Source organism: Aquitalea pelogenes (assembly GCF_001515305.1).
Lineage (GTDB): Bacteria > Pseudomonadota > Gammaproteobacteria > Burkholderiales > Chromobacteriaceae > Aquitalea > Aquitalea pelogenes.
This window is the reverse complement of sequence record NZ_LNQV01000061.1, coordinates 1-20,414: the sequence shown is the minus strand read 5'-3', so window position 1 is coordinate 20,414 and position 20,414 is coordinate 1. Positions and strand designations below refer to the sequence as shown.

General features: G+C 61.1%; 16 protein-coding genes and 1 pseudogene. 13 read left to right on the top strand and 4 right to left on the bottom strand.

Going from position 1 to position 20,414, the window contains the following annotated elements; translation table 11 throughout:
- Positions 1-112 precede the first annotated feature (112 nt).
- A complete protein-coding gene (locus AWT75_RS21405; protein WP_153013383.1) occupies positions 113-841 on the bottom strand; it encodes a hypothetical protein in 729 nt (242 codons plus the stop codon).
- Complete coding sequence (locus AWT75_RS18485) at positions 838-3,207, bottom strand: hypothetical protein (RefSeq protein WP_062791080.1); 2,370 nt, start codon at positions 3,205-3,207, stop codon at positions 838-840. Before AWT75_RS18485 ends, AWT75_RS21405 begins: the two co-directional genes overlap by 4 nt.
- Before the next feature lie 313 nt (positions 3,208-3,520).
- Here AWT75_RS18485 and AWT75_RS18480 point away from each other — a divergent pair.
- From AWT75_RS18480 to AWT75_RS18445, 9 genes and pseudogenes are all read left to right on the top strand, one after another.
- Positions 3,521-5,294, top strand: a pseudogene (locus AWT75_RS18480) (cytochrome D1 domain-containing protein).
- A 79-nt stretch (positions 5,295-5,373) separates the two neighbouring features.
- A complete protein-coding gene (locus AWT75_RS18475) occupies positions 5,374-5,682 on the top strand; it encodes a c-type cytochrome (protein WP_045846240.1) in 309 nt (102 codons plus the stop codon).
- Between the two features lie 278 nt (positions 5,683-5,960).
- Positions 5,961-7,169, top strand: a complete 1,209-nt coding sequence (locus AWT75_RS18470) for a cytochrome D1 domain-containing protein (RefSeq protein ID WP_062791078.1) — start codon at positions 5,961-5,963, stop codon at positions 7,167-7,169.
- Positions 7,169-7,969, top strand: coding sequence for an Lrp/AsnC family transcriptional regulator (locus AWT75_RS21035; RefSeq protein ID WP_204377105.1), 801 nt, complete (start codon positions 7,169-7,171; stop codon positions 7,967-7,969). The genes AWT75_RS18470 and AWT75_RS21035 overlap by 1 nt, the downstream gene beginning before the upstream one ends.
- Complete coding sequence (locus AWT75_RS22325; RefSeq protein WP_239689656.1) at positions 7,894-8,172, top strand: hypothetical protein; 279 nt, start codon at positions 7,894-7,896, stop codon at positions 8,170-8,172. Before AWT75_RS21035 ends, AWT75_RS22325 begins: the two co-directional genes overlap by 76 nt.
- Positions 8,156-9,163 (top strand): siroheme decarboxylase subunit beta, encoded by a 1,008-nt coding sequence (gene ahbB / locus AWT75_RS18460; protein ID WP_062791076.1) that lies wholly within the window; start codon positions 8,156-8,158, stop codon positions 9,161-9,163. The genes AWT75_RS22325 and ahbB overlap by 17 nt, the downstream gene beginning before the upstream one ends.
- Positions 9,164-9,251: 88 nt before the next feature.
- Positions 9,252-10,448, top strand: a complete 1,197-nt coding sequence (nirJ, locus tag AWT75_RS18455) for a heme d1 biosynthesis radical SAM protein NirJ (RefSeq protein WP_062791074.1) — start codon at positions 9,252-9,254, stop codon at positions 10,446-10,448.
- A complete protein-coding gene (locus AWT75_RS18450; RefSeq protein WP_239689655.1) occupies positions 10,445-12,007 on the top strand; it encodes a cytochrome D1 domain-containing protein in 1,563 nt (520 codons plus the stop codon). The genes nirJ and AWT75_RS18450 overlap by 4 nt, the downstream gene beginning before the upstream one ends.
- Positions 12,008-12,173: 166 nt before the next feature.
- A complete protein-coding gene (locus AWT75_RS18445) occupies positions 12,174-12,851 on the top strand; it encodes a Crp/Fnr family transcriptional regulator (protein ID WP_045846247.1) in 678 nt (225 codons plus the stop codon).
- A gap of 69 nt (positions 12,852-12,920) precedes the next feature.
- Here the strand turns inward: AWT75_RS18445 and AWT75_RS18440 are convergent, their stop codons facing one another.
- Together AWT75_RS18440 and AWT75_RS23190 are read right to left on the bottom strand one after the other, a co-directional pair.
- Complete coding sequence (locus tag AWT75_RS18440; protein ID WP_239689657.1) at positions 12,921-14,339, bottom strand: TonB-dependent siderophore receptor; 1,419 nt, start codon at positions 14,337-14,339, stop codon at positions 12,921-12,923.
- Complete coding sequence (locus AWT75_RS23190; RefSeq protein WP_062791070.1) at positions 14,222-15,076, bottom strand: TonB-dependent siderophore receptor; 855 nt, start codon at positions 15,074-15,076, stop codon at positions 14,222-14,224. Before AWT75_RS23190 ends, AWT75_RS18440 begins: the two co-directional genes overlap by 118 nt.
- Positions 15,077-15,493: 417 nt before the next feature.
- Between AWT75_RS23190 and AWT75_RS18430 the strand changes: the two genes are divergently transcribed.
- The 4 genes from AWT75_RS18430 to AWT75_RS18415 all read left to right on the top strand — a co-directional run.
- Complete coding sequence (locus tag AWT75_RS18430) at positions 15,494-16,813, top strand: lysine N(6)-hydroxylase/L-ornithine N(5)-oxygenase family protein (RefSeq protein ID WP_062791068.1); 1,320 nt, start codon at positions 15,494-15,496, stop codon at positions 16,811-16,813.
- 8 nt (positions 16,814-16,821) lie between these two features.
- Positions 16,822-17,985 (top strand): MFS transporter, encoded by a 1,164-nt coding sequence (locus AWT75_RS18425; protein WP_204377103.1) that lies wholly within the window; start codon positions 16,822-16,824, stop codon positions 17,983-17,985.
- The gene (locus tag AWT75_RS18420) at positions 17,982-18,578 is read left to right on the top strand and encodes a GNAT family N-acetyltransferase (protein ID WP_062791065.1); all 597 of its coding nucleotides are present in this window, start codon (positions 17,982-17,984) and stop codon (positions 18,576-18,578) included. The genes AWT75_RS18425 and AWT75_RS18420 overlap by 4 nt, the downstream gene beginning before the upstream one ends.
- 61 nt (positions 18,579-18,639) lie before the next feature.
- On the top strand, positions 18,640-20,414 hold a 1,775-nt coding region (locus AWT75_RS18415), incomplete at its 3' end, for an IucA/IucC family protein (protein ID WP_062791063.1).

Sequence of the window (20,414 nt, the reverse complement as noted above, 5' to 3'; positions counted from 1 at the left end):
GGACAGCGCGATGATGCCTGCGGTGATGATGGATTTCATTCTTCTCCTCTATATTTATCATTCACTCAATTTTTCTTCTTTCATTCAGCTGAGTTATTGCAGCGATGTGGTGTCAATATTCATTGAAATCCTCATCCACGCAAAGTGGTTTCAGGGTACGGCTGGGGGTGGGCAGATTGGGAAACAGGGCATCGCAACGGGCGTCGACATCCGGGGTGGTGAACTCCACCTTTTTCCAGGTCCGAGTATCGTATACGCCGGGGTAACTGCCTTTGCGGCAGGAGAAATTAGGTAATGACAGGGCCAGATAATTGCCATTGGGTGAAAATCTGCCGCCACCACCAAAGGAATTCTTGCGCATGGTGCGTTCAGATTTTTTCTGCGCATAAAATGGCTTTGCTGCAATATTGATTTCTTTTGCTGTAGGTATTTTATTGATTGATGCAATGGAACATGGCCAGCGTAAGCCGTATTCGGTAATGCTAAGGAAAATATTTTTTTCCTTGTTCATGTCGGATAAATCTCCATAGGCTTTTCCAGAAAGCTTCATTTTTGTCTTGCAGGCCTTAAGTTGTTTCATATCCACGTAGTCATTAAATAGTATAAGGTACTGCTTGTCCGAGCTCATTTTTATCCAGTCAGCTGCCGCAGCACTACCTTCAATGATTTCGCAGGTATTGCCATTCAGATGGACATAGGTGTTGCCCGGTGAGCCTTCCTTTGCTTGCTTGATATCGGTACGAACTATATCGCTATCCTTAATGTAGATGTGCGTAATGGTATGTGCTGATGCAGCGGTAGTGCCGAGCGCCAGTAGTGTTGTGGCAATTATGTATTTCATTTTTCATGTCCTTGTTTTTCGATGGCCAAGGTAAATCGTTCGACATACTTGCTGAGATATTCTTTTTTATCTTTGGGTTCGATCTCGTCACCAAGAACATGGTAGGCGCGATAGCTTTGTTTTATTCTCTGCTCCTTGGCATAGATGCCACCATTGATGGCACGGCTTACTTCAATGATGCTGTTGTCGTTCATGCTTTGCATGTGCAGCTTGATTTGGGGTCGTTCTGCGGTAATAAAGTAGGCACCGCTATCAATGCAGTTATAGGGGTCGATGGCAATGATGTGCGGATTATTGATGATGGCGGGGCGGCGCTTCATTTTCTCCGGCTGACGATTTTTATAGGCAGGGTCATCCCACCAGTATTCATCGAAGGATGATTTGGCCAGCCAGCCGCGATAGCGCCAATATTGGGCGTAATTGCTACGCCCGGTCAGTTGCTTGAAGCCACGGCCACGGAATTTCTGCGCGTCTATGGTGTCGATATTTCCATTTCGCCAGGCATAAGAATTGCCACTAATTGTGCCGGTGGTGGTGTATCTGGTGTGGTTGAAAATATCGACTCGATCTTTCTGCTTGCTTCCCCACCAGTCTTTTTCTTTCATTTCATAATAAATTAATGACTCATCGATATATCTTTTCCCTATTTTTAATACATAATCCTGATACTGTGCAGTCTCCACCATGCTTTTCAAAGCGTTAGACTCCACGCAGCCCTGGCCAATGAAATGGCTGCAGCGCAGGCCGGTATCAATCAGGTATTTGCGCATGGCCAGGTTGAGCGGAATTTTGTAACGTCTGATCTGTTCCTCTGCGTTTGGCCCTTGCTTGGGTTTGGCTTCCGGTAATACCGCCATTTCCATTTCCACACTGCTCAGCCATTTGCATTTGCGGAATACCTGAATGAATTCACGCGGATGAAAGTGCCAGATGTGATCTTCCAGACTGCGGTCGTATAAATTCCTTTCCTCCTGGTAACAACTCTTGCCGGCCTGGACCATGCTGCGTGGCAGAATCTGTTGCCAGAAGCTCAGCATTTCGATCTTGATCTTGTAGACCCGATAATCGGCAGCGGACATGACCTCTGACTTGGGGTTGAAGGCGCTTTCCTGCCGTACCCAGCCGTAGCGGGCATCCACCTTGTTGCTGTCCCATTCGGTGGGAAAGCGGCAGATGGTGCGTGAGAGCCGGGCTTGTTGTGCCGGGATGGCGGCCAGCAGACTGTCCCTGGTTTTGGGCTGGCCAGGCGGCAGCAGCCAGCCGTGCAGGGTGGGGGACTGGCACAGGCCGTCGTCGCTGGGGTCGTCGTCTATCCAGGTCCAGCCCAGCCAGTGCGGGAAGTCGGCATCGCTGTATTTTTTGATGTCGTTGCTGGCCAGGTTGACCCAGTGCCAGCCGGTCGGGGTGTTGATCTGGTGCCAGTGCGGCAGTTGTGCGGGGAGTGCGCTGTGTTGTTCCCGGGCGACAAGTCGGCCAAAACGCAGCAGTTCGTATACCGCGCTGGCGGAGGCTGCCGGGTATTGATCGGCAATTTTTCCCGCCAGTTTCGCCATACCGGCTTCGTAGTTGTGCCAGTAGGCCGGTCGGTGGGTGTCCGGCAGCAGAGGATAGTGTTGGCCTTGTTGTTGCCGGGTGTACAGGCTGATATTGCCCTTGTCGAATTGCAGGGTGACAAACAGTGGTCGGTCGGTGTGGCTGGCCGGACGCAGGCTGGCATGGCGCGGGCTCCAGTCGGCTTGCTCATTGGCAAACCGGTATAGCGGAGTGGCCGCAGGCAGATAAAAGTGAATGTCACCAAACAGGATGTTGTCGCGGCCATGCTGGGTGAGTGGCAGCAGCCCGCCGGTGCGGCCAGTCAGGCGGCGCAGGTTTTCGCTGTTGCAGAAAATTTCAAAATGAAAGCCTGCCTTTCCTCCCGCATAGCCGGACTGGCCCAATGCCTGTTTGCGTGGCAGCAACTTGCCGGTTTTAAAGGCATCACGTACCGCCGGCTTCAAATTGGCCAGATGCTGATAGACGGAAAAGAACACTACGTGGCCATCCGGCCCGGCACCGATTTCGGTTTCATGGCGCATCACCACGCAGCCGGGGCTATTCAAACCGAAGCGGGCGATGGGCGAGTCCGGCTCCGGCCTGAGTTCACCGGGGCCGCAATCACGAAAATGGATGACATTGCCGCTGGCAATGGCGCGTACGGTATTGGCTTCACCACTGCCGTTGAGCAGTACATGGATGCCGCCATGCCATTCGAAGCCCGTGCTCAATGGGTAACGGCCTACGCTTGGGTCGGGCAGGATGCTGGCGAGCCAGTCAGCATCGCTTTGCTGTTGCTGGCGATGGTGTAAAGAGGGCGGGCTGATGAGCATGGTGTTTGGTCCTGGTTTACGGGGGAGTACGTCATTGGCGCAGAGCCTGTTATCGGTCGGCAGTTGTTCGAGCAGCATCTGTTGCCATGTCAGGTGCATGGTTGTTTGAGTCTGGATCTCGAGCTATCGGGAAATGGCGTTGCCTGGGTGGGAGATGTCTGAATTTTCCTGAATTGCTTCGGTATGGTTGGAGGATCAAGCCGGCGTGGTGCCGGGATATTGCGTGATAGCTGGGATGAAGGAGGAGCGGAGACCCTGGCCATGCCATGGTTAAACCGTTGATTCGAATCAAGGAGGGGGATATGCCCGCGGGATGAAGATGCCGGCAACCAAGCATTACTGTCACGCTGGAGCCCTAACCATGAAGACCCCGCGCTTGTCCTGGCTGCCAAGAAGTGTGTTGCTGGCGGCCCTGCCTTTTTCCGTGTTGCAGGCCTGGGCGGATACCGCCACTACCTCGACTTCCGCCCCGGAGGCGAAATACCAGGGAGCCGCCTCGCCACTGGCTTCCGAGCCCATGCACCAGAACATCAACCCCAAGGCCCCGCCGATGACCGAGGCGGAGTTCACCCACGCCAAGCAGATTTACTTCGAACGCTGCGCCGGCTGTCACGGGGTGTTGCGCAAGGGGGCCACCGGCAAGCCGCTGACACCGGACATCACCCTGACGCGGGGTACCGAATACCTGAAGACTTTCATCAAGTACGGTTCGCCAGCCGGCATGCCCAACTGGGGGACTTCCGGTGAGCTGACCGATGCCCAGGTGGATCTGATGGCGCGTTATGTGCAGCAGGAACCGCCGACTCCGCCGGAATTCGGCATGAAGGACATGCTGGGCACCTGGAAGGTGCTGATTCCGCCGGAAAAGCGGCCAACGCATAAAGAGAACAATCTGGATGTGGCCAACCTGTTCTCGGTCACCCTGCGGGACGCTGGCCAGATCGCGCTGATCGACGGCAATAGCAAGCAGATTGTCAGCGTGCTGAAAACCGGCTATGCCGTGCATATTTCGCGCCTGTCGCAGTCCGGCCGCTACCTGTACGTGATTGGCCGCGACGGCAAGATCAATCTGATCGACCTGTGGATGGCCAAGCCGGACACGGTGGCGGAAATCCGCATCGGCCTGGAAGCCCGTTCGGTGGAAACCTCCAAGTTCAAGGGCTTTGAAGACAAGCTGGCGGTGGCCGGGGCCTACTGGCCGCCACAGTACGTGATCATGGATGGCAACAGCCTCAAGCCGCTGAAGATCGTCGGCACCCGTGGCATGACGGTGGATAACGAATACCACCCGGAACCGCGCGTGGCCTCGATTGTGGCCAGCCACTACAAGCCGGAATTCGTCATCAATGCCAAGGAAACCGGCAAGATCATGATGGTGAATTATTCCGACCTGTCCAACCTGAAAACCACCACCATCGACGCGGCCAAGTTCCTGCATGACGGCGGTTTCGATACCACCGGCCGTTACTTCATGGTGGCTGCCAATGCCTCCAACAAGGTGGCGGTGGTGGATACCAAGCTGGACAAGCTGGCCGCGCTGGTGGATGTAGGCAAGACCCCGCATCCGGGCCGTGGTGCCAACTTTGTCGACCCGCAATACGGCCCGGTATGGGCCACCGGCCACCTGGGCGACGACAGCATCAGCCTGATCGGCACCGACCCGGACAAGCACAAGGCCAGCCTGGAAGGTGGTGCGGGTACTCAAGGGGCAGGGCGGTGGTTCGCTGTTCATCAAGACTCACCCGAAATCCCACAATCTGTGGGTGGATACCGCGCTGAACCCGGATGCCGCGGTGAGCCAGAGTACTGCCGTGTTTGACATCAATCATCTGGACAAGGGCTTTGTCACCCTGCCGATTGGCGAGTGGTCTGGCCTGGGCGATGGTGCCAAGCGCGTGCTGCAGCCGGAGTACAACAAGGACGGCAGCGAGGTGTGGTTCTCGGTGTGGAGCGGCAAGGACAAGCAGTCGGCCATCGTGGTGGTGGACGACAAGACCCGCAAGCTCAAGGCTGTGATCAAGGACCCGCGCCTGATCACCCCCACCGGCAAGTTCAATGTGTTCAACACCCAGCACGATATTTATTGATTTGAAATAAGTCGTCGCCGTCCTTTCACTGTTGAAATCCGGCAGATCGTCCGTGGTCTGCCGGAACAAGGAGAGCAGCATGAAACATGTACTGATCGCGCTGGCCCTGGGTGGGCTGATGTCGGCCGGGCTGGCCCAGGCGGCCAGCGGGCCGGAACTGGCCAAGCAATACAACTGCCTGGCCTGCCACAGCGTGGATGCCAAGCTGGTTGGCCCGTCCTACAAGCAGGTGGCGGCCAAATACAAGGGGCAGGATGTCACCGCCAAGCTGATGCAGAAGGTGAAGGCGGGTGGTTCCGGCAGTTTTGGTGCCATTCCGATGTCGCCTAATCCGCAAGTGCCGGATGCCGACCTCAAGCAGCTGGTGACATGGATTCTGGCCCAGTAAGGCGTGGCATCTGTCTGGCGGCCTTGCTGGCTGCCAGCCTGTGCCAGCAGGCCACAGCAGCGCCACCGGCAGAACCCCGTGCGGGTGAGCTGCTGCAACTGCTGCATAACGATTGCGGTGCCTGCCACGGGCTCAGTCTGAAAGGCGGGCTGGCAGCCCGCTCACCCCCCAGGCGCTGGCCGGCAAACCGGCCGACAGCCTGGTGGCCACCATTCTCAATGGCCGCCCCGGCACCCCGATGGCGCCGTGGCGGCGTTCCTTTCCGAAGAAGAAGCGCAATGGCTGGTTCAACTCTTGCAACAGGGCGGCGCACGCTAGCCCGCCTGCTGCTGCCACTGTCATGCCTGGTGCTGGCCGCCTGCGCCAGTACGCCACCCTTGCGTGGTACGGGCAATCTGGGCGTGGTGATCGAACGCGCCAGCGGCAGCGTGCAGATCGTCGACAACACCCATGAACAGGCGCTGGCACGGGTACAGGGCCTGGGTGATCTGTCCCATGCCTCGGTGGTGTTTTCTCCGGATGCCCGCCATGCCTATGTGTTTGGCCGCGATGGCGCCATCAGCAAGGTGGATTTGCTGACCGCCCGGCTGGAGACGCGGGTGGAGCAGGCCAGCAACAGCATAGGCGGAGCCATTTCCAGCGATGGCCGGGTGATTGCCGCACAGAATTACAGCCCCGGCGGGGTGAAACTGTTTGATGCCGACAGCCTGGCCTTGCTGGCCAGTGTTCCCGCTGCTGCCGGGCCCAATGGTCAGCCCTCGCGCGTGGTGGGCCTTGCCGACCTGCCGGGCAAGCGTTTTGCCTATGCGCTGTTTGATGCCGATGAAATCGACGTGCTGGACGCCAGCACGCCCACGGCACCCAAAATCCAGCGCTTCCAGCATATCGGCAAGCAGCCTTACGACGGGCTGGCCAGTGGCGATGGCCGCTATTTCATTGCCGGGCTGTACGGCGAGGATGGCCTCGCCTTGCTGGATAGCTGGCATGCCGACGCCGGTGTGCGGCGCATTCTGGCCGGCTATGGTCGTGGCCGTCAGACCCTGCCGGTGTACAAGATGCCGCATTTGCGCGGCTGGTCCATCGCCGGGGATTACGCCTTCCTGCCTGCCATCGGCCAGCACGAAATATTGGTGGCCGACAACCGCAGCTGGACGCAGGTGGCGACAGTGCCGGTGCTGGGCCAGCCGGTATTCGTGATGGCCGAACCGGGCGGGCGGCGGGTGTGGGTCAATTTTGCCTTCCCCGATAACGACAAGGTGCAGGTGATTGATGTGCCGACCCGGCAGCTAATCAAGACCCTGCAACCGGGCCGTGCCATCCTGCACATGGAATTTACCCCGCGTGGCGATGCGGTGTGGCTGTCCAGCCGTGACGACAACAAGCTGGTGGTGATCGACACCGCCACGCTCACCGTGCGCCGCACGCTGCCGGCGCTGGAGCCGTCCGGTATTTTCTTCAGCAGCCGTGCCAGCAGGATGGGGATGTGATGCCAGACCCTTCAAGCCCTGGTGTACTGCCGCCGCGCAGCCTGCAGGCACTGGACCGTTGTCAGAAGCAGTTTCCGCTCAGTGCCACGCCATTTGCCGACATGGCCGCCATGCTGGGCGATGGCTGGACGGCCAGTGAACTCATGCAGTTGTTGTTTACGGCCCGGCAGGCCGGTTTGCTGTCCCGGCTGGGGGCGGTGTTTGCCCCCAATACCGTGGGCAGCAGCACACTGGCCGCACTGGCTGTGCCGCCGGAGCGGCTGGATGCAGTGGCCGCCTTTGTCAGCAGCCATGCCGAGGTCAACCACAACTACCAGCGCGACCACCACTTCAACCTGTGGTTTGTGGTGACCGCCAGCGATGCCGCCGCAGTGGCCGAGGTGCTGTCGCGCATTCATCTGGCCACCGGGCTGGCACCGCTCAACCTGCCCTTGCTGCGCGAATACCATATCGACCTGGGCTTTGCACTGGATGGCAGCGTGGCTGCGCGCCAGCCACAACCGCAGCCGAAACCAATACGCCCGGACTGGCGGCAGCAGCGCCTGCTGGCCGCCTTGCGAGACGGCCTGCCGCTGCAATTGCGGCCGTTCCAGTTGCTGGCCCGCGACTGCGGCCTGACCGAGCCGGAGGTGCTGCAGCAATTGCAAGCCTGGCAGCAGCAAGGCGTGCTGCGGCGCTTTGGCGCGGTACTGCGCCATGCCGAGCTGGGCTACGCCACAACGCCATGTGTGTGTGGCAGATCGACGATGCCGCCCGTCGCGCAGCCATCGCCTGCCAGCTGGCGACAGAATCGGCGGTGACGCTGTGTTACGAACGCCCGGCGCGGCCGCCGCACTGGCCTTACCAGCTGTTCTGCATGATTCACGCCAGTGATGCCGCCAGCCTGCACGCCATGCTGGATGATCTGGTCCGCCGTCATGGCCTGCAGGATTATCCGCACGCGGTTTTGCCCTCGATAAAACGCTACACCCAACGCGGAGCCTGTTATGGCCATCACGCATAGCCGGGCAGCACTCAACCCGCTGGAAACCTGCATCGTGAACCAGCTGCAAGGTGGCTTTCCGCTTACCAGCCAGCCCTTTGCCCATGCCGCCGCCACCCTGGGTTGCAGCGAGCTGGCCTTGCGGCAAGGGCTGGATGGCCTGCTGCAGCGCCAGGTGCTGACCCGATTTGGACCGCTGTACCAGATAGAACGCATGGGTGGCTGCTTTGTGCTGGCGGCGCTGGCAGTGCCACCGGCACGCTTTGACGAGGTGGCGGCGGCAGTCAACAGCCTGCCGGCGGTGGCGCACAACTACCAGCGCAGCCACAAGCTGAATATGTGGTTTGTACTGGCCGCCGCCAGCCAGGCCGGAATTTCCGCCGCCTGCAGCGCCATCGAACTGCTGACCGGTCTTACCGTGCATGCCTTTCCCAAGCAGCGCGAATACTTTGTCGGCATGCGTTTTACCGTGGGCGGCCAGGCGGCGGTGGGGCAGGCCAGTGCCGGGCGTGGCAGTCTGGATGAACAGCCCATGGTGCCGGAACTGGACGAGGACGACTGGCGGCTGATCCGCGCCAGCCAGGCCGGGCTGCCCTTGGTGGAGCAGCCTTACCGCCAGCTGGCCGACGCCCTGCAATTGCCAGAGCAGGAGGTGTTGAGCCGGCTGGGCCGCATGCTGGAGCAGGGCGTGATACGTCGCATCGGCGCGGTACCCAACCACTACGCCATCGGCTACCGCGCCAACGGCATGGCGGTGTTTGATGTGGCGGACGAGCTGGTGGATGAGCTGGGCCAGCAACTGGGGGCGCTGGATTGCGTCAGCCACTGCTATCGCCGTCCGCGCCACCTGCCGCACTGGCCTTACAACCTGTTTGCCATGGTGCATGGCGACAATCGCCGCGCGGTACGAGAACAGCAGGCCGCGCTATTGCAATTGCTCGGCCCGGCCTGCCGCCGCCATGCGCTGCTGTTTTCCACCCGCATCCTGAAAAAGTCCGGCCTGCGGGTGTAAGCCGGGATTGATCCCGTTGATACGGGTCAAGGAGACGGGCAGGGGGCGGCCTGCACACTGATGGCCATCACCATTGCCGGAGCCAGCCATGCTGCGCCTGACGCCCTATCTGCAAAGCCTGCTGGACCCGGCAGCCGCCCCCGCCCGTAGCGGCAAACCCGGCGGCCCGGTGGTGATCTGGAACCTGATCCGCCGCTGCAACCTCACCTGTCAGCATTGTTACTCCACCTCGGCCAACAAGGATTTCCAGGGTGAGCTGAGTACGGCAGAAGCCTGCGCGGTGATGGACGATCTGTACGCCTTTGGTGTGCGGGTGCTGATTCTGTCCGGCGGCGAACCGCTGCTGCGGCCGGATATTTTCGAGCTGGCCGCCCGCGCCAAGGCCATGGGTTTTTATGTCGGCCTGTCCAGCAATGGCACGCTGATTGACGAGCGCAATATTGCCGCGCTGGCGGCAGTGGGCTTTGACTATGTCGGGGTCAGCCTGGATGGCATCGGAGCCACCCACGACCGCTTCCGTCGCCTGGCCGGTGGCTACGAGCTGGCCTTGCGCGGCATGCGGCTGGCACGCGATGCCGGGCTGAAAGTGGGCCTGCGCTACACCATGACCGAAGACAATGCCGACGACCTGCCTGCGCTATTGCAGCTACTGGCAGTGGAAGACATCGACAAGTTTTATTTTTCCCATCTCAACTATGCCGGGCGCGGCAACAAGCACCGGGCGGATGATGCCCGCCAGCCGCGCACCCGCTGGGCGATGGACTTGCTGATCGAGTCCTGCCTGCAGCATATCCGCGCTGGCAAGCCGCATGATTTCGTTACCGGCAACAACGATGCCGATGCGGTGTACCTGCTGCACTGGGCTGCGCGCCATTACCCGGCGCAGGCGGCGCAGCTGCGCCAGCGCCTGCTGGCCTGGGGTGGCAACGCCAGCGGGGTGAACGTGGCCAATATCGACAATCTGGGCAATGTGCACCCGGATACCATGTGGTGGAAGGTGACGCTGGGCAATGTGCGCCAGCGGCCGTTTTCCGCCATCTGGCAGGACCTGTCCCACCCGCTGCTGGCCGGGCTGCGCCAGTCGCCACGGCCGGTGGAAGGGCGCTGTGCCGCCTGTCAGCATCTGGCCATCTGCAATGGCAATACCCGGGTGCGCGCCTGGGAGCTGACCGGCAATTTCTGGGCGGCGGACCCGGCCTGTTATCTGAGCGATGAAGAAGTAGGGGTGGCCAGCGGCGTGCATGCGCTGGCACCGCTGACGCCATGGCACAGGGAGACAGCATGATGAAATACTGGCTTGTTTTGTTTGCCATGACCCTCAGCCTGCCGCTGCATGCTGCTCCCGCAGCGGACATGGATCCATCCGCTGCCGCGCAGTTATACGGCCAGCATTGCCAAAGCTGTCACGGGGCCGACCGCTTGGGCGGCATGGGTCCGGCCTTGCTGCCGGAAAGCCTGGAGCGGCTGAAAACCGCCGAAATCAGCAACACCATCCGTCAGGGGCGCAGCGCCACCCAGATGGCCGGTTTTGCCGGCCAGTTGAGCGAGGAGCAAATCAAACAGCTCACCGCCTATGTACAAAGTGCTCCGGCCACACCGCCACGCTGGAGCGATGCCGACATGCGCGCCTCGCACCGCCAGCCGGTGGCACTCTCCAGCCTGCCGGCCAAGCCGCAATACACGGCAAACCCGCTCAACCTGTTTGTGGTGGTGGAGGCGGGCGACCACCATGTCACGGTGCTGGATGGCGAGCGCTTCCGGCCCATCACCCGCTTTACCAGCCACTATGCAGTGCATGGCGGGCCCAAGTTTTCTCCTGATGGCCGCTTTGTCTATTTTTCCAGCCGTGATGGCTGGGTGACCCAGTACGACCTGTACAGCCTGCAAGTGGTGGCAGACATTCGCGTGGGCCTGAACACGCGCAATATCGCGGTATCGGATGACGGCAACTGGATTCTGGCCGGCAACACCCTGCCACAAACGCTGGTGCTGCTGGACGCCCACGGCCTGGCACCGGTGAAAACCATTGCGGTGCGTGATGCCGCCGGTCATCCATCGCGGGTGTCTGCGGTGTACGAAGCCGCACCGCGCCACAGCTTTGTGGTGGCGTTAAAAGATATACCGGAGCTGTGGGAAATCAGCTACGACCGCCACGCCGCGCCGGTTTACCCCGGACTGGTGCATGACTACCAGATGGGCGAGGCGCTGGCTCAGCCGGGTTTCCTCACCCCGCGCGTGACGCCGCTGTCCATGGTGCTGGACGACTTCTACTTCGACCCGTCTTATCAGCATGTGCTGGGTGCCTCGCGCAGCGGCCAGGCGCAGGTCATCAGCCTGGATGCACGCAGCAAGGTGGCGGACCTGCCGCTGGATGGCATGCCGCACCTGGGTTCCGGCATCAGCTTCGAGCGTGATGGCCACCGCATCATGGCCACGCCCAATCTCAAGGGCGGCCAGCTCAGTTTCGTCGACATGGACAGCTGGCAGTTGATCAGGCAGGTGCAGCTGCCGGGGCCGGGCTTTTTCCTGCGCAGCCATGAAAACACGCCCTATGCATGGGCCGACTCCATGATGAGCGCGCACAAGGACACGCTGTCCATCATCGATAAGCGCAGCCTCAGCGTGGTGCGCCAATTGGTGCTGCGGCCGGGCAAGACCACCGCCCATGTGGAGTTCACCCGCGATGGCCGTTATGCGCTGGTGTCGGTGATGGAAAACCCCGGCGAGCTGATTGTGGTGGATGCGCAAACCCTGCGCGAAGTGGCGGCGCTGCCCATGGCCAAGCCGATTGGCAAATACAATGTGTTCAACAAGGTCAACCGTTCGGAAGGGACCAGTCACTGAAGCTGGCAGTCGTTAAAACCACCGAACGCCAGCGCGCATACGGCAGCGTGTTCTACGCCGTTTGGCGTAGTTGCCTGATGCTTTGTGTGCATGGCGATGTCGGTGCTGGCGGCCTATAGTCGGCGGCATGACGGGTGCGTGCACCCGGCCCGCCTTTGGAAAAATCATGCAAACAGTCGATATTCCCGCTTTCTTGCGGCATCAGCCTTTGTTCCAGCAACTGTCTCCGGCGCAGATCGAGGCGCTGGTGCCCTTTACCCACGAAGTGCGTGGCAGCAAGGGGCAGGTGATCTTCCAGAAGGGCGACCCGTGTGATGGCATGTTCCTGGTGGTGTATGGCCGGGTGAAACTGGCCATTTCCTCGTCTCAGGGCAGTGAAAAGGTGATGGAAATCATCCATCCGGGCCAGAGCTTTGCCGAGGCGGTGATGTTTCTGGGCAAGCCCTGCCCGGTGATGGCGCAGCTACTGGAGGATGGCTTTTTGCTGAAAGTGGAGGCGCAAGGCATCAACCAGGCCATCGAAAAAGACCCGGCCTTTGCCCGCCGCCTGCTGGCGGGCCTGTCGATGCGGCTGCACGGACTGGTGCGCGATGTGGAGCGCTACACCATTGAAACATCGCTGCAACGGGTGGTGGGTTATCTGTTGCAGAATGCCGACCTCGCCGTACCGATGCCGCTGGTGACATTGCCGGTCAACAAGAACCTGATTGCCTCGCGGCTGAACCTGACACCGGAAACCCTGTCGCGCATGCTGCACCAGCTGAGTGAAGCGCAGCTGATCGAGGTGAACGGCCGGGAAATCAGCCTGCTGAATGTGGACGGCCTGCGCCAGAGCGCCGACTAGGCGGCCCTGCCTGCGGTGACAAGCAAAAAACGCCTGACTGTGTCAGGCGTTTTTCTTTGCCGGGCAGGCTTACCACTTGTAGCTGAGGGTGGCGCTGATATTGCGCTTCTCGCCGTAGTAGCAGGCATAGCTGCTGTAGCACGATGCCACGTAGGTCTTGTTGGCCAGGTTGTTGGCGTTGATCTGCAGCGTGCTGCCTTTGAGCGACGGGCTGAACCGGCCCAGTTGCAGCCGCAGGCGCAGGTCGTACAGCGTGACACCCGGAATGGTCAGTGTGTTGGCGCTGTCGGCCCACATCCAGCCGGTATGGCGAATGCCGCCGCCCAGATTGATGCCGCTGTCAAAAGCATAGTCCAGCCAGGCGGTGGCCTTGTGTGCCGGTGCCAGATACGGCGTCTTGCCCTGGTTGCTGCCTTCGGTCACTTCCATGTCGGTATAGGTGTAGCCCGCCAGCAGCGACAGGCGCGGGCTCAGCCTGGCATTGGCTTCCAGTTCCACTCCGCGTGAGCGGACCTTGCCGATGGGGTCGTATTTGAAGGTGGTGGCGTTGTACTGGGCGACATTGCTTTGGCGCAAGTCGTAAATGGCCGCCGACAGCTGGATGTCGCTGCCTGGCTGGTAACGGATGCCGACTTCGCTTTGCTTGCTTTGCATCGGCTTGAGCACATTGCCATGGGTATCGGTGGCATAGGCCTGGCTCGGGTCGAAGCCTTCGCTGTAGCTCAGGTAGGGGCTCAGTCCATTGGCCGCCTGGTAGACCAGCCCCAGCCGACCGGTAGTCTTGCCGCCATCCCAGCTGTTGCTCACGCCGGTGCCGGTATTGGTTTCCGATACCTTGGCCTGATCGTGGCGCAGGCCGGCGGTCAGCTTCCAGTTGTCCAGTGCCATCTGGTCCTGCAGGTAGACGCCGGTCTGATCGCGCTTGCGGTCGAAGTATTTGTAGGACAGCGGGTGGCTGCTGTCGTCATAGACGGTGTTGAAGGGGTTGATGGTGGTGCCGGTGTAGGTATAGGAGTTGTCGCCCTTGTTGCGGCTGGTCTGGTAGTCCAGCCCGGCCAGCACGGTGTGCCTGAGTCCCAGCGCACTGAAGCGGGCTTCCAGGTTGTTGTCGATGATGTGGGCGGTGGAGCGCTCGCTGGAGCGGGCATAGGTGCGGTTGAGCAGGTCGGAGCTGTCCGACACCCAGCCCACGTCGGAGTACTGGCTCAGGTCGGTCTTGCTCAGTTGCAGCCGGTATTGCTGGCGGAAGGTCAGCGCGTCGTTGATGCGGTGTTCCAGCTGATAACCAAAGTATTGCTGATCGCGGCTCATGCCGTCGCCACTGGAGCCTTCGTTGAAGCTGGTGGAGATGGTCTTGCCGTTATGCGGCACTACGGTGCCGTAGTAGGGCAGGGTGCCGTGGTAGCCGGTGCTGGGGTCTTTCTGCAAATAGGCTTGCAGCAGCAGATTGGTGCGGTCGCTGATTTTCCAGTTGAGCGAGGGCGCCAGCACATAGCGCTCGGTGCTGGCACCGTTTTGCTGCTGGTCGGCGCGCTGCCCTTGGCAACCAGGCGGTAGGACAAGTCGTCGCGCCCGGCCACGGCACCGCCAAAATCCAGCCCCAGGCTGCGTTGCTGGTGGTTACCCACCGTTAATGACAACTCGTGGTAGTCCGATTGCAGTGGGCGCTTGCTGGTGATGGCCACCACGCCACCGGGCGCGGCCTGGCCATAGCTGGCGGATGCCGGCCCGCGTACCACGTCCAGCCTTTCCACCACGTAGGGGTCAATCTGCAGGGTGTTGTAGCCATCCGGGTCGCCAAACAGGCGCAGTCCATCCAGAAATTCATTGGCGGTGGGATGGTCGCTGAAACCACGCAACACGATGTAGTCGTAGCGGGTGGTGGAACCCACCGCGCCGGTAAATACACCCGGGGTGTAATTGAGTGCTTCGCTGATGGTGCGGGCTTGCTGGTCCTCGATTTGCTGGCGGGTGACCACCGATACCGCCTGCGGAATGTCCTGCAGCGGCGTATCGGTTTTGCTGGCGCTCTTGCTGCTGCCCACCTGATAACCCTGTGTCGGGGCCAGCGCATCATTGCGCTGCTCTGCGTTCACTTTCACCGTTTCCAGCGTAGCGCTGTCCGTGGCGGCATAAGCCTGTTGCACCGCCAGCACCAGGCTGGCCATGCACACTGCGTGACCCAGTGCCAGGCTGGCAGACGGGTTCTTCTTGCTGTTGTTCATCACTGTTTCCTTGATGGGTGACGGATACCACCTCCCGCGACCGGCCCCCTGCCGGCGTGCTGAACGGGAAGCATTCGACCATGCCTGCGGCGTGTGGCCGCGGCAGAGTTGATGCAATAATGCTATTGATAATTATTATCATTCGCAATAATATTGTGAAAATTCTGATTGCAGGAGTGGCATTCATGACAACTAGCAGCATGCAGCGCGCTGGCAGGCAGGCTTCCTGTAAGCCCTTGGCGGGTTGCTAAGCACCCGCCGGGACAGCCTTGTCCGTCCGGTTTGCCCAGACAGTGGCCCGCCGGAACCGGACCTCCCACCCACTGGCCCAGCCAGTACCCGGAGAGATGAAAACATGAAGCAGATTTTTGTCCCGCAAGCCGTCATTCCTGTGTTGTCTGTCAGGAGGGCGCTGTAATGAACAGCAAGATCCACGACTTTGTTGCCATTGGCATCGGCCCCTTCAACCTGGGCCTGGCCTGCCTGAGCCAACCGCTGGACGGGCTGGATGGTGTGTTTCTCGATCAGGCCAGCGGCTTTGACTGGCACCCCGGCATGCTGCTGGAAAATGCCACGCTGCAAACGCCGTTCCTGGCGGATCTGGTGACGCTGGCCGATCCCACCAGTCGCTTCAGTTTTTTGAACTACCTCAAGCAAAGCGAGCGGATTTACGCGTTTTACATCCGCGAAGACTTTTTCATGCTGCGTCAGGAGTACAACCAGTACTGCCAGTGGGTGTGCGCCCAGCTGGAGAGCCTGCGCTGGCAGCGCCGGGTAGAGCGGGTGGAGTACGACGAAATCAATCACCTCTATCAGGTGCATTGCCACAACCTGGCCACCGGTGAGGCCGAGCTATACCGTGGCCGCCATCTGGTGCTGGGCACCGGCACCGTGCCGCTGTGGCCTGAGTGCTGCCAGGCGGTGCAGCAGCAGGCCAGCCACTCCGCCAGCTATCTGGCGGACAAGGCCGCCTTGCAGCGCCAGCCTTCCATCACCATCGTCGGCAGCGGGCAAAGCGCGGCGGAGATTTATTACGACCTGCTGCAGGACATCGACCGCTACGGCTATCAGCTGAACTGGCTTACCCGCTCGCCGCGTTTCTTCCCGCTGGAATACACCAAGCTCACGCTGGAGCTGACTTCGCCGGAATATGTGGATTACTTCCACCAGTTGCCGCTGCCGCAGCGCGACCAGTTGTTGCAGCAGCAAAAGGGCTTGTTCAAGGGCATCAATGCCAGCCTGATCAACGACATTCACGAACTGTTGTACCGCAAGCACCTGAACGGCACGCCCAGCACCCTGCTGCTGGCCAATACCGCGCTCACCGCTTGCCGGCATGACAAGGCCAGCGGGCGCTTCGTGCTCAGCCTGCAGCAGCAGGAACAACAACAGGACTTCCAGCTGGAAACCGCCGCCCTGGTGCTGGCTACCGGTTATGGCTACCGCCAGCCAGACTTCCTGGCACCGGTTGCCGGGCGCATCCAGCGTGATGCCCGTGGCCGCTTTGCCGTAGCGCGCGATTACAGCATCGATGCCGACCACCGCCTGTTTGTGCAAAACGCCGAACTGCACACCCACGGCTTGTCGTCGCCGGACCTTGGCATGGCGTGCTATCGCAATGCCCGGCTGATACGCAGCATGACCGGTGTTGCCCACTATCCGGTGGAGCAGCGCATTGCCTTCCAGCAATTCACCGTGCCGCAGTCGCAACCCGCGCCGGAGCGCATGAGCGCATGAGGCGGGTATTGCTGACCCTGACCAGCCTGGCGGTGGTGGGCGATGCGGTATTGCTGCCGTTTTATCCCCAGTACTTTGCCAGCCGCTTCGGGGTGAACGATGCCAGCCTGGTAGGCAATTACCTGGCTGCCATGTGCCTGGTGGTGATGCTGGCGCTGCCCGCCTGGGCGGCACTGGCACGGCGGGTGGCCTTGCTGCGGCTATTGCCTGCCACCCAGCTGGCAGCCGCCTTGCTATGCCTGTGCAGCGCCTACAGCAACAGCATGGCGGCCTTCTGGCTGGCCTCGCTGGGCATGGTGGCGTGCAAGGCCAGCTATCTGCTGATCTACCCGCTGCTGATGAGCCAGACCCCACGGCAGCAGCACGGCAGCCTGATCGGCCTGCTGTCGGTGATTGTCCACTTTGGTGGCATCGGCGGCGCCTTGCTGGGTGGTGCCTTGCTGGGCCTGTTGCCGCCGGGCGATATCTTCTTGCTGATGGCGCTGGCAGACCTGCTGCAGATGGCCCTGTGCCTGTGGCTGCGCTGGCATCCGCATGCCTCATCTGCGGTTGCGGAGGCAGAGCAGGAACAGGCAGCCAGCCCGCAGGCGGCAGGTGCTGCGCTGTGGCGGCTGGGACTGCTGATGCTGTTGTTCTACTGCAGTGCCTATCTGGTGCGCGGCTTCTTTGCCCTGTACTGGCAGCAGCAAAGCGGTATCGACAACAGCCTGCTGGCTGCGGCGGTGTTTGCGCTGCCTGCTGCCATGGCCTTGCTGGGTTTGTGGCATGCGCGGCGGCGTTCGCAGCGTGGCCTGACGGCAACTGCTGGCCTGCGCCACCTGTGGTGGCTGGGGGCGGCCGGTCTGCTGTTGCAGGCCCAGCCCTGGCTGCCACTGCTGTTGCTGGGGCGCTGCCTGTTTGGCTGGGCGCTGTTCCAGCTGACGGTGTGGCTGGACCTGCAATTGTTCCGCCACAGCAGCCCGGCACGCTATGCCCGTGACTACAGCCGCATCAGCCTGTGCCAGAACCTGGGCGTGTTGCTGTCCTCTTCCGCTGCCGGTGTGCTGGTGGCAGGCCATGGCTTGCTGGCCCCGTTTGTGGCTGCGGCGCTGGGGCTGCTGCTGTGCTGGCTGTTATCCCCTGTATTGCTGCGGGAACCTGCCCCGGCACTTTCCCAAGGAGTTTGCCCATGACGGCGCGTTTACCTTTGTTCACCCGTCAGGTGGAGGGTTTTGGCTGCTTTCGCCTGCATGCCTTGCGCATTTCCGAGGACATCCCCTTGCTGCATGACTGGGTGCAGCGTGATTACGCCCGCTACTGGGGCATGCAGGGGCATGCGCTGGCAGCGGTCACTGCCGCCTATGCCAGCTTGCAGGCCAGTGGCCATGCCCAGGCCTGGCTGGCCTGGCTGGACGATGCACCGGCTTTCCTGATGGAGCGCTACGACCCGGCCCATGACGAACTGGGCCGCCATTACCCGGTGCAGCCCGGCGATATCGGCATGCATCTGCTGCTGGCTCCGCCAGTACAGCCGCGCAGCGGTTTTAGCCGGGTGGCGATGGATACGGTGCTGGCGGCCCTGTTTGCCGAACCGTCCGTCCGCCGCGTCGTGGTGGAGCCGGATGTACGCAACGACAAGATTCACCAGCTCAACCGCTATGCCGGCTTTGTCTATCACGGCGAAATCGCGTTGCCGCACAAGCGCGCCGCGCTGGCTTTCTGCACACGGGCGCAGTTTGACGCCCATCTGCAAGCCATCGCCGACCAGGCCGCGTGTGCACTCTGACAACATTTACCCTGCCGGGGCAGCCGCTGTCAGGCGGCCACGCCCTGGTGCAAGGAACACCATGCAAAACGTCAATCATCAACATCCGCAACAACTGGTTTCCCATCTGCAGCCGGCCATCTGGGCCAAGGTCAACCGCCTGCTGCTGCGCAAGGCCATTGCCGAGTTTTCCCACGAACTGTTGCTGACACCCGAACTGCAGCAACAAGAGGACGGCTGGGGCGAATACCGCCTGCCCATTCCGGATGGCAGCGGCGCATACACTTTCCGCGCCCGTGTGCTGGCGCTGGAGCACTGGCTGATCGACCCGGCATCCATCCGGCGCACCGTGCGGGGTGCCGCCGCCGAGCTGGACGCGCTGGCCTTCATCATCGAATTCAAGGCGGTGCTGGGCATTGGCGACGACATGATGCCGGTGTACCTGGAGGAAATCAGCAGCACCCTGTATGGCAGTGCCTACAAGCATGCCCGTGGCGGACTGAGTGCCGAGGAACTGACCCGGGCGGATTTCCAGTCGGTGGAAACCTCGATGATGGAAGGGCACCCGGGCTTTGTCGCCAATAACGGCCGTATCGGCTTCGATGCGGTGGACTACCTGCGCCATGCGCCGGAAGCCGCGGCACCGCAGCGCCTGATCTGGCTGGCGGTGCACAAGTCGCGCGCCACCTTCTCGTGCGCGGCCGATCTGGACTACCAGCGCCTGCTGCAAGAAGAACTGGGCAGCGCGGTGCTGGCCGGTTTTGCCCGCCAGCTGGCTGCGCAGCAACTGGACATGGACGACTACCTGCTGATGCCGGCCCACCCCTGGCAGTGGTTCAACAAGCTGGCCATTTCCTTTGCGCCAGAGGTGGCACAGCGCCATATCGTCTGCCTGGGGTATGGCGAGGATGCCTATCTGGCGCAGCAGTCCATCCGCACCTTCTACAACATCAGCCAGCCGCAGCGCCGCTATGTGAAAACTGCGCTGTCCATTCTCAATATGGGCTTCATGCGCGGGCTGTCACCGTATTACATGCTGGCCACCCCGGCCATCAACGACTGGATCCGCCAACTGGTGGACAGCGATGTCTACCTGCGCCAGCAAGGCTTTGCCATTTTGCGCGAAGTGGCGTCCATCGGTTTTCGCAATCCCTATTTCGACAACGGCATCAGCAAGGACTCGCCGTACAAGAAGATGTTGTCGGCGCTGTGGCGCGAAAGCCCGGCGGCCTTGCTGGGGCCGGGCAAACGGCTGATGACCATGGCCGCGCTGCTGCACATCGATGCCGCCGGAGAGTCCTTGCTGGCGGCGCTGATCAGGAGTTCCGGCCTGGACGCGCGCAACTGGGTGGCGCGCTATCTGCAAGCCTATCTGGCACCGCTGCTGCATTGTTTCTATGCCCACGAGCTGGTGTTCATGCCACATGGGGAAAACCTCATCCTGCAGCTGGAAAACAATATTCCGCAGCGCGCCATCATGAAGGACATTGCCGAGGAAGCCGCCATCCTGAACCCGGACGCCGCCTTGCCGCCAGCGGTAGCACGGCTGGCGGTGAAGGTGCCGGAACACATGAAGCTGCTGGCCTTGTTCACCGATGTGTTCGACGGTTTCTTCCGCTACCTGTCCGCCATTCTGGATGAGCATTGCGGCCTGCCAGAGCAAGCGTTCTGGCAGGAGGTAGGCCAGTGCGTGCGCACTTACCAGGCGCAATTCCCGCAGCTGGCCGAGCGCTTTGCCCGCTACGACCTGTTCATGCCGGATGAGCATTGCGGCCTGCCAGAGCAAGCGTTCTGGCAGGAGGTAGGCCAGTGCGTGCGCACTTACCAGGCGCAATTCCCGCAGCTGGCCGAGCGCTT